The 685-nt window shown below is 41.2% G+C and carries 1 protein-coding gene; it reads left to right on the forward strand.

What is annotated here, in order from left to right; genetic code table 11:
• Positions 1 to 19: 19 nt before the first annotated feature.
• On the forward strand, positions 20 to 685 hold a 666-nt coding region (locus FNZ60_RS09500), incomplete at its 3' end, for a tyrosine-type recombinase/integrase (protein ID WP_142417298.1).

Genomic DNA, 685 nt, shown 5'->3' on the forward strand with positions numbered 1-685 from the left:
GTATAAGAAAGGAGTAAAAATGGTCCTTATGAACCGTCTTAATGCAAAGTCTGTCGCAACATTGGGGGCTGGCAAATATAATGATGGTGCCGGCTTGCTTCTTCATAAGCGTAAAGATGGAGGTGCTCAATGGATTTATCGTTATACCATTCATGGGCGGCGCCGCGAAATGGGCTTAGGCGCTTTAAGAGATGTTTCTTTAAAACAAGCGCGTGAGTTGGCAACGGGGTGGCGTTCTATTCTTCGTGAAGGTCGTGACCCCATTAAAGAACGCAACAAACAAAAGCGTGAGGCAATAAGCAATCTCCATTATTTAAAAGATATTGCTCTAGATGCTTTTGAAACTCGGAAAGCAGAATTAAAAGGTGATGGTAAAAATGGAGATTGGTTTTCACCTTTAAAACTTCATATTTTACCAAAATTAGGCTGCCTGCCCGTTTCTGAGATTACCCAAACAGAGATACGCAATGTTCTTGCTCCTATTTGGCATTCAAAAGCTGGAGTTGCTTATAGAGCTCTTAATCGTCTTAATCTTTGTCTCAAACATGCGGCTGCCTTAGGTTTGAATGTTGATTTACAAGCAACAGAAAAAGCACGCGCGCTCTTAGGTAAACAACGTCATAAAAAGCAAAATTTACCAGCGATGGATTGGAAAGATGTGCCGGCTTTTTATAAAACGCTTTGT

The organism is Bartonella massiliensis (genome assembly GCF_902150025.1).
Classification (GTDB): domain Bacteria; phylum Pseudomonadota; class Alphaproteobacteria; order Rhizobiales; family Rhizobiaceae; genus Bartonella; species Bartonella massiliensis.